Annotated in this window: 7 protein-coding genes; 3 read left to right on the plus strand and 4 right to left on the minus strand. The window is 55.2% G+C overall.

All coding sequences use genetic code 11. The features are described from left to right. Positions 1–337 precede the first annotated feature (337 nt). Positions 338–856: a TetR/AcrR family transcriptional regulator gene (locus FRY97_RS20975; protein ID WP_147169585.1), complete on the minus strand. Its 519-nt coding sequence runs from the start codon at positions 854–856 to the stop codon at positions 338–340. 113 nt (positions 857–969) lie between these two features. Here FRY97_RS20975 and FRY97_RS20980 point away from each other — a divergent pair, with 113 nt between their 5' ends. Genes FRY97_RS20980 through FRY97_RS20990 form a run of 3 tightly spaced genes read left to right on the plus strand, consistent with a single transcriptional unit; the run spans position 970 to position 4281 of the window. After that, on the plus strand, positions 970–1578 hold the full coding sequence (locus tag FRY97_RS20980) for a hypothetical protein (RefSeq protein ID WP_147169586.1): 609 nt from the start codon (positions 970–972) through the stop codon (positions 1576–1578). 42 nt (positions 1579–1620) lie between these two features. Next, positions 1621–2112, plus strand: a complete 492-nt coding sequence (locus FRY97_RS20985) for a (2Fe-2S)-binding protein (RefSeq protein ID WP_147169587.1) — start codon at positions 1621–1623, stop codon at positions 2110–2112. Between the two features lie 3 nt (positions 2113–2115). Then, positions 2116–4281, plus strand: a complete 2166-nt coding sequence (locus FRY97_RS20990) for a xanthine dehydrogenase family protein molybdopterin-binding subunit (RefSeq protein WP_147169588.1) — start codon at positions 2116–2118, stop codon at positions 4279–4281. Positions 4282–4626: 345 nt separating this feature from the next. On the opposite strand, the gene FRY97_RS20995 is transcribed toward FRY97_RS20990, so the two are convergent. The 3 genes from FRY97_RS20995 to FRY97_RS21005 form a co-directional block, all read right to left on the minus strand. Next, positions 4627–5376, minus strand: coding sequence for a LytTR family transcriptional regulator DNA-binding domain-containing protein (locus FRY97_RS20995; protein ID WP_147169589.1), 750 nt, complete (start codon positions 5374–5376; stop codon positions 4627–4629). 1198 nt (positions 5377–6574) lie between these two features. After that, a complete protein-coding gene (locus FRY97_RS21000) occupies positions 6575–7336 on the minus strand; it encodes a response regulator transcription factor (protein WP_147169590.1) in 762 nt (253 codons plus the stop codon). A 454-nt stretch (positions 7337–7790) separates the two neighbouring features. After that, positions 7791–9507, minus strand: a 1717-nt coding sequence (locus FRY97_RS21005) for a hybrid sensor histidine kinase/response regulator transcription factor (RefSeq protein WP_147169591.1), incomplete at its 5' end; no start/stop codon positions are given.

Consider the following 9507-nt stretch of genomic DNA (forward strand, 5'->3'; position numbering starts at 1 on the left):
CAGGTGAGTACATGGGCACCAAGCAGATGATTGCTATAGAGTAAGGCCATACGATTTTAACACACCTATGCATGAGCCCTGCTCCTGTCCAATATGGATGGGGGCAGGGCTTTTTAAACTGACAAATAAATACAGGTGGTCTACTTGGTGGCAAGCGCGATTTTGAGTAGATCGTTTAAAGGTGGGCATCGGACTAGCGCTGCGGAGGGGTGTCAAGCCCGATAGGGCCGAGCGGATAGCGAGCCCCGCAGCATAGCGGCACCTGCCAGCAGGCAGGGGCAGGCCCCTTTGTTGGCACTATGCCTTTGGCGCCCTTTTCTTTCCAGGTAGGTCGTGCTCAAGGGGCATACTTCTTCCTTAAGAATTCGATATACTTTTCCTTCTCGGGCAGCTCTTCAAATACAATGCGTTTGAGCGCGCTGTCAACAATTTCAAAGAGGAGCTGTGCTTCCATTTCAGGCTCAGGGAACCCCGACTCCTGCAGTGCCCAGCTCAACCGGTCAAGATAGAGCTGCGCCGATCGGTGCCCCTCATAAGCCTCATTCAGCTTAAGTTGGTACTGCAGCCGCCAATAGTTGAAATCGACAGGGTCTACATTGAGCAGCAGGTCGAAAACGAGGTGGAGGGCCTCCGCTGCAGTAGCTGCCTCCATTACAGGCTGTACCTTAGCCGCCATTTTGCTTTCCAGCTCCTCCCGAAGGGTGTCCAACAGGCCTTGTTTGCTCTTGAAATGCTTAAAGATCAGCCCTTCAGATACTTCCGCCTCCTTTGCGATACTTGCTGTAGAGACCGCATTGTACCCTTCGTGTGCAAACCGGTACAGCGCTACAGATAGTATTCTTTCCTTTTTGGTCATCAGCCGAACGCGTTTTTGAAATAATAGCCGGATCACTTGCAAGTGTGGCCGCCATAAGGCTATATTGCATGTAAGTAAGTACTCACTTTAACAAAGATAAAACTTTTCACCTTATGGCCCAGCTCAAACTAAAGTACATTTTCCCCGCCTTACTGCTGATAGGGGGGCTGTTGTTGGCCGCCCCGCCTGCCAGCCCATTGGATACTAGCGCCCCTGACGGGCTTCCTCCCCCTACAGCCGGCAACGACAGCTACGACAAAGTCATGTCTGTGCTCACTCACCCCCGTTGTATCAATTGCCACCCTTCAGACCATCTCCCCAAGCAGGGGCTAGAGGGGCGCCCTCACCATTTTGGGGTTGCCCGTGGGGCAGCAGGGCACGGCTTTGAGGCAACCAACTGCAATACCTGCCACCAAAATGAGAACAACGATTACTCTGGGGTGCCCGGTGCCCCGCACTGGGGCTTGGCGCCTGCAAGCATGGGCTGGCAAGGGCTCAGCCGAGCCGAGGTGGCCGAAGCACTGCTCGACCGCTCCCGCAACGGCAACCGGGGCTACGAAGCGCTCATCCACCACCTTACCGAAGACCCTCTTGTGTTGTGGGCGTGGTCACCCGGCGTGGACGCAGCGGGCCAGCCCCGGGAAAAACCACCGGTGGCTAAAGAAGCCTACATCAAGGCGGTGAAAGACTGGTTCGCAGCCGGTGCGCCCATCCCTCGATAAATACAGGGTCCGCTTGAAACAGAAAACGAAATACAACCCATCATGAAAATAGCTTTTACCATCAATGGCCGGGCTCAATCTGTGGAGATTGAAGATGGCAACACCCCGCTGCTGTGGGTCATCCGCGATCAGCTCAATTTGAAAGGCACCAAATTCGGGTGCGGCAAAGCTGCCTGCGGGGCCTGCACCATTTTGGTCGACGGGGAGGCCGTCCGCTGCTGTTCTTATGCGGCCAAGCTGGCTGAAGGGAAACAGATTACCACGATAGAAGGGCTAGGCACCCGGGCGCAGCCCCACCCGGTTCAGCAGGCTTGGATAGAAGAGGTGGTGCCGCAGTGCGGTTATTGCCAGCCTGGCTTCATCATGGCCACGGCAGCGCTGTTGGAGAAGAACCCTGCCCCTACAGATGAAGACATTGACAACAACATCGTCAATGTCTGCCGATGCGGTACTTATTACCGGATGCGCAAAGCCATCCACCGAGCTGCAGCCCTACAGGCGCAGCAAGTTGCAGTCAACCCTAAAAACCAATAGATCATGGCACAAGATAAACCGCGTAAAAAAGTATCCCGCCGTAAGTTCCTGGTCCGCGCCGGGCTGGGCACCGTAGGCGTCATGGCTATTGGCACCTATGTATTCCGCAACCCCATCCGCAGGGAGGTATTGGAAATGGCAGAAACGCTGGTCCCGCCTTACTCGGGCAGCGGTACTTCCGCCAATCTTTGGTTCGAGGTGCTGGAAGACAACCGGGTGCGCCTGCACTCGCCCAAAGTGGAAATGGGGCAAGGGGCATTTACCGGGCTGGCACAGATCGCAGCAGATGAGCTGGATGTGGCCCCGGGGCAGATAGAAGTGGTAGCGGCTGCTACAGACTCTGGGGTGGTAGACGCTATGAGCACAGGGGGCAGCCTTTCGATCGCCAGCCTCTGGCAGCCGTTGCGCGAAATGGCTGCGACTATGCGCGAAATGCTGAAAAATGAGGCCGCAAAGCAGCTCGGTGCCGATGCCGGCAGCTTGTCTACCCGGGAAGGCATCGTCTTTAGCGGGGAGGGGAGCCTCACCTATGCCGAAATAGCTGCTGCAGCCACGGAGTGGGAGCTGCCTGAAGTGCCGGAACTGCGCGCTGCCGCTCAATACCAATATGTAGGCAAGCCGGTGCAGCGGGTCGATTTGGCGCCCAAGGTATTTGGCAGCCCTATTTTTGGCCTTGATGCTGAGCTGCCGGGCATGCTCCATGCCAGTATCATCAGGCCGGAAGCCGTTGGCGCTCAGCTGAAAAGCTTGGACAGCAAGGCGGCGGCGGATATGCCGGGGGTCGTTAAAATTGTGGAGCTGGAGAATGCTGTAGGTGTTGTTGCGGAGTCTTATCCGCAGGCGCTTGCTGCCTGCCGGAAAGTAAAAGTGGAATGGGATGTCCCTAAACGCTGGGCGGAGGAAGATATCCGTAGCCTGCTGCAGGTAGGGAAGGGGGACAAAATGGTGACCCAAAAGGCGGGCAAAGCCGTGAGCGAGGAGGACGGGGCAGTAGTGAGCTTGTCTTTTACTTCCCCCATCGGCGCACATGCCCAGCTTGAGCCTAACGGGGCCCTGGCACACGTAGAGGAGGGCAAGGCTACCGTTGTTTTATCTACTCAAGTGGTCGGCATCACGCGCAACCAAGTGGCAGAAGCACTGGGGATGAAGCCGGAGCAGGTCAATGTCGTCCCCACTTACCTCGGAGGGGGCTTCGGGCGCAGGCTGAATACGGCCCATGCGATTGAAGCGGCACTGCTGTCCCGTGCAGTGGGCAAGCCTGTGAAGTATATGTTCACCCGGCAGGAGGAGTTCCAGCACGATACCTTCCGCCCGCCTACCCACCATATTGTGAAGGCAAGGCTGGGGGAGGATGGCCTTTTGGACGCCCTTGAGCACCATTATGCGAGCGGGGATGTGGCCATTGGGTCGCTCATCATGCCAAGTGCTTTGCACCAAGTGCTGGGCACGGATATCGGGGCCATGCGCGGCGGCAATATCATGTACGACAACATCCCCAACCGCCGTGCTGTACAGTGGCACACCTCCCTGCCTTTTGCGACAAGCTGGTGGCGAAGCCTTGGGCTCCTGGCCAATACCTTTGCCATTGAGAGCATGGTAGACGAAATGGCCATGCGGTCGGGGCAGCACCCGGCAGATTTCCGGCTTGCCCACATCAGTGAGGAAGGGGCAGGGGCCCGTATCAAAGCAGTTATCCGGGAGGCCGTGGAAAAAGCGGGCTACTCAGATGAGGTACAAAATGGCCGGGCGATGGGGCTCGCGGCTTCCATTGACACCAACTCGCCTTGTGCCCACGTCGTCGAAGTTTCCGTTGAAGCAGGCGAAATCAAAGTCCACAAAGTCACTTGCGTGCTCGATTGCGGCCTGGCGGTCAACCCCGATCAGGTAAGAGCTCAGTGCGAGGGCTCCATCTTGATGGGCATGAGCGCTGCTATGCACGAAAAGATGACCCTGCACAAAGGCGAGCTGCAGCCTACCATTTACGGCCCTTATCAGATGGCCCTCATGCGGCATGCGCCTAAGGAGATCAATGTCTACCTCTTGCAGGGCGCAGAGGTGCCCCTGCCCGTCGGGGAGCCTCCATTGGGGCCCATTGCTGCTGCCATTGGCAATGCTGTGCGCCGCCTCACTGGCCAGCGGCTGACCGATCTGCCGCTGCGGATGGGGTAGGCCTGAACAAAAAAAGTCCCGCTGCTTTTGCAGCGGGACTACAAGGAGCTTGAATCGTCTCAGATTTCCTTTTCACCTACCTAATCTGATCCGTAAGGCTTTCCGGAAGGTAAGTTCTACGAAAACACTTCCGTGCAAAGCAGCTTGGTGTCGTTAAACTCCTAAGAAAATGCACAATTGTACATGAAACAGCACGATGCTCAAAGCATCTAAAAAATGTTTGTTTATCGTTCCCAAAATTTAGGATCGCGATCTAAACTTATGGTGGTCTAAAGATAGCCTAGCCTTCAGTTTTATGCCAGTGCCAATAGGACAGACTGCCTTATGTGCGGATAAACGCCCATATTAGTAGGATGAACTGAAAAAGGCGGCTTGGTGGGCGGGGCTGACGGACACGGTGACGCCGCCTATCCTTAGCTGCCGCTGCTTGGGCCAGGCGGCGGCTACATACTTGGGGTTGACGAGGACCGAGCGGTTGGCCGGCTGCAATTCTGGCCAGGCTTCGGAGGCTACTTGTGAAAGCTGGCCTTTAAAGGGGAAGCTCTGCTCCGCTGCCCTGAGGAAGAGCCGGCCGCTGCGGGCGTAAATGAACGGGGCTGCCGAAAGCGGGAAACTGAGCAGCATGCTTTGTTTTTCGACTTGGATGTACTTCATGCCATTGGGCAGCTGGGTGATGCGGTAGCCGCCGCCCGGCTGCAGGGGGGCGTGGCTCAAGCCAGAAAGGGGAGGGGCTTGCTGTTGGAGGCGGTCAAGAATGCGGGGCAGCCTCTCTTCCTCCGCACGGGCCGGGAGGAGGGCAAATGGGGCATAGTGGGCAGGGAGGTCTGCTGGGCGGATGCCCTGGATAAACCCCATGGGCTGCCGGGTATGCGCAGCCCGGAAGAGCCCTGCAAGCTTTAATGCCCCGGGCAGGCGCAGGTCGAAGATGGGGCAAAAAGGGGGGCTAGAGGACAAAATCGCATCCTCAAAGGCAAGTTCGTCTGGTATTGAGCACAGTTTGGAAAAAGAGGAGCGCGCAAGCAAGCCTTGGAACATACTGCCCAAGTGCCGGTCGGCAGTGAACAACAGTAGGGCAGGAGGGGTGTTAGTTTGCATAGGGCAGGAGGTTTTGGGTTTCAAAGCTTGTGCCCTTGGTTGCAGCCAAAATGCCCTGCCGGGAAACCGGCAGGGCGTAATCGAGCTAAACCAGCCCTTATTACCTTCTGAAAGCAGGGCTTGCCTTACCTGCCTTCTTTTCAAAAAATCATAATGAGTTTTTGGCCAGGCAAAAGGGCTAGTTTAGCCTCTGTAGGATGCACAGATCTATTAACTGCTGTTCGCTTTTCAGGGTAGATAGGCGAAGGATCAAGCATTGAGACAGAGCAGAGCCGTTGTTTGGCTAGGGGGGGATGCGCTAGGCTCAGCTCGTTCATTTGTTTGTGTTGTCAATCGGGCTAAAAATAGACAGCCCCCGGCCTTGCGCAAAGTGTGAATAGGATGAAGCGGGCTATATGGGGATGAACGCCTATTTTAGAGGGACAGACGAAGTTTGGCTGCGTATGCGGTGTTTGTCCGAATGCCCGTTAAGCCTGCACAACAGAAAAGCCCCGCTGCAGCTACAGCGGGGCAGTAAGGAGCTTTAACCATTTCGGTTTGTTTCCACCTAATTCTCGATCACAAGCTTCTCTGACTCTCGTTAAGAAACGCTTGAAAAGAAATCAAGTATCAACTAACTCCGGCTAATATGCACAATCTTCATAGGAAACCATTCGGTGTCATAATCGCTTGAAACGATGCTTACTTGCGGCTGGGTTAGGTGTCATACTAAAAATAATACCACTAAGTTAATTACAGCTGTTGCTTTTTGCAACTGCCAAATGGATAGACGGGCCTATATCGCGACAAATGCGGTTTTAAGTAGGATGAACTGTTTTTGGGCCAAGCCAAAACCTTGCACCGGGCTAGCGCTGCGGAGGGGTGGCCGAAGGCCAGACAGGGCCGAGCGGACAGCGAGCCCCGCAGCATAGCGCCCCCTGCCCTCAGGCAGGGGGAGCCCCCTCCTGTTTATGCGGGGGCAGGCAGTAAAGCTTTCCCAAAAAAGAAGCCCCACCTGTGTAAGGCGGGGCTAAGCTGAGTACCATCATATCCCAACTGCTTCCTCTGGGCTGGCAAGCGTTGTTGCGCATGCCTGATGAACACTTTGAGAATCCGGGGTTTAGCGGAGCAGGGAGAAACGGATAGGGCAGTATCCCAGCCGTTAGTCTTTTCTGTGCACCCCCCCTTGGCTTAAATGATGCCAAGGAGCGCACTTGGCTTATCTCAAAAAATGGATTTGGGCCAGGAACTGCTTGCGGTAGGTGTGCCCGATCGGCAGCAGCTCATTGCCCACTTTCACTTTGTCTTCTTTGGGCAGGATGTAGTCGATATGGTTGACGTTGACCAAGAATTTCCTGTGGCAGCGGACAAAGAGGGGGCGCAGCGACTGCGCCAGGACCTTGATCTGAACGGCGGTAGCGTACTGCCGTTCGCCAAAACGGGCAAAGGTGAATTTGTTCTTGGCAAAGAAATAGCTGATATCGCTGGGGTCTACCCCCCGTATGCTATCGCCAACCCTGAAAAACACCCGGTCTGTGGGGGAGCCGGCAAACTGCGCGCCCTGATTTTCGCGCAGCTCTTCATTTTCCAGTTGCAGGGCGGCCAGTTCGAGGGCTTGCTGCAGCTCGAGCAGGGTATACCCCTTTTTGAGGAAACTGCTGGGGTGCTGCCGCTCCATTTCTTGGTATAGCTCTTTGGAAACAGCTTCTGCTGAAAAAATGATCGGGATCAAAGCTTCCGCCTGCCGGATCTGCTCGCATACATCGGCAGTGTATTGGGGATGTTGTTGGCTGGGGATATTCAGTAGGCAAACATGGAGGAGCTCGTGCTCCAATTGCTGGTCAAGTGCTTCAAGGCTGCTGATGGCCAGGCTCGATTGTGCCCCGGCTTTTTGTAGCAGGTGCTTCGTATGTGCAGCGCTTTTCAAGTCTTCGTCATAGATCAGCACGTTCAGCTGATCGAGTTTCTTGTGTGTTTTCATGGAGCGGTTTTTAAGTATTGACACCAAAACAGGATCGGACTGTACTGTGCTGTTTGCGCTTGCTGCCTGAAGAGGAAAACACCAATATCTCTTGGGGGCAGATGGGATTCATGCAGCTCGATAAAGCCCAACAGGGCACTGCCAGTCTCGTCCCTCTAAGTTAAGGTGGGCCCGGATGATAAATCGGAAAGCAAGCTCGGCGAATCGGCAAGAATGAGGGTGGTATTCAGCAATAGTGCGCATTGCACGACAAACATGTAGGTGCAGATGCTGCGGGATGTGCCGAGAGATGCCCACGGGGTGTGTGTCAGGCATTCGCCAAATAGCGCTCGCTTGGCACAGCTGTGCCCATGCCGTCATAGGGCTACCGGAGCATACAGCAGTTGGCAGAGCGCTGTATCGGTTCGGCCTGCCGAAAGGGAGGGGGCTCGTGCTTTGCCCTCAGCATAGCCCCTTAATAAAGGTCGGAAGGGGACCGCCCGAACTCCTTCTTGAAGAGCTTGGAGAAGTACTGTGCATCTTTGAAGCCTACAGCGTAAGCCACCTCCCCAACGGTCTTGTACTTTCGTTTCAAGAGCAGCAGGTGGGCTTGGTCTAGCCGGGCTTTTTGCAGGTAGCCGGTGGGGGTAAGCCCTGTATAAGCCTTGATGTAGTTGCGCAGTGTGCGCTCTGAGATATGCAGCTGATAGGCGATGTCCCCGATTTTTAGGTCTTCTCTGGATAAGTGCTTTCGTACTATTGCTTCCAGGTCGTTCAGCCAAGCCTCATCGTAGCTTTCGCTTTCTGCGTTTTCTTCGGAGGCCTCCTCCGCGGCCACAGCGGTGTCTAACGGTGCCGGCTCTGCCCCTTTAAGGTGGGAATGCCGCAGCTCTTGGTTCTTGATCAGGTTCCGGACCCGGGTTTTCAGCTCTATGCTCTCAAAGGGCTTGCGGATAAACCCATCTACGCCAAGGCGGTAGGCTTTCAAAAGCTCTTCGGTAGATTTTAGGGCAGAAATGAAGATAAAGGGGGTGAAGCCCAGTTTGGGGTGGCTTCGGACACTGTTCAGCAGGGAGTAGCCATCGACTACCGGCATCATAATATCCGAGATGACCACTTTGAAGTGTTCGGGAGAGGCTTTTAAAAGCTGTAGCGCTTCTTCCCCGTTCGTAGCCAGCCCTACCTCGTACTCTTCGGATAATATCTCGTTCAGCAGCTGCAAAAGGGCAGGGTTGTCCTCTACGACAAGAATGCCCGGCTTAGGCTCCCCTGTGGTGAGGACTTTGTCAAATGTCCGGACAGGGGCAGCAGTATTGGGGCGGCTCGGCGCGTGTATTTTAGCCTCCATTTTTTCAGCAGCCACCATTGGGAAGGTCAAGAAAAAAGAGGCGCCCTTGCCTAGTTCGCTTTCTACCCAAATGTGGCCATCAATGAGGTGGGCATACTCCCGGCAGAGCGCCAGCCCTATGCCATAACCGGGTGCGGAAGGGTCTCTCGATGTCCCCGCCTGATAGTAGCGTTCAAAGATCATCTCCTGCTCGTCCGCTGCAATACCGGGCCCGGTATCTGATACGACCACTTCTACCTCCGATCCCTTTAGCGTGCTGCGCACCAGGATGCGGCCGCCAGCCGGTGTGAATTTGATGGCATTGCTGATGAGGTTCTGCAGGATGTGCTCGAGCTTGCCTTTTTCCAGCTGTAGGTACTGTGCATCCTGCTGAAGGATCTTCAGTTTGTAGTCTATGCCTTTTTTTTCGGCCAGGCTGCTGAACATGCCGAAGGTGCGCTGTAGGAACTGATTCCACTCCACAGGCTTGTATTCAGCACGGACCAAGCCCATCTTGGCTTTGTTGAGCTGTAGGATATCGTCTAGTAGGGCCGTCATCCGTTTTACCTGCTGCTGTATGGCCCCGGTTTGCTGCTCCAGCTTGTTGGGCATGCCCCCTTTAAGTATGCGCTCTGCTTCCAGATGGATCAAGGTTAAAGGCGTCCGCAGCTCGTGGCTGATGTTGCTGAACAGCTCGCTTTTGGCGGCATCCAGCTTCTCCAGTTTTTTGGTTTTTTCCTGCAGGTCAAAGGTCTGCTCGTCAATCGCCCTTTGCAGCTCCTTATTCCTGATCCTGAACGCCCGCAAACGCCACAGCCAGATCAATGCCGCTATAGTGCTAAGTGCCAGCCCTGCTATGAGCCAA

The organism is Phaeodactylibacter luteus, from assembly GCF_007993045.1.
Classification (GTDB): domain Bacteria; phylum Bacteroidota; class Bacteroidia; order Chitinophagales; family Saprospiraceae; genus Phaeodactylibacter; species Phaeodactylibacter luteus.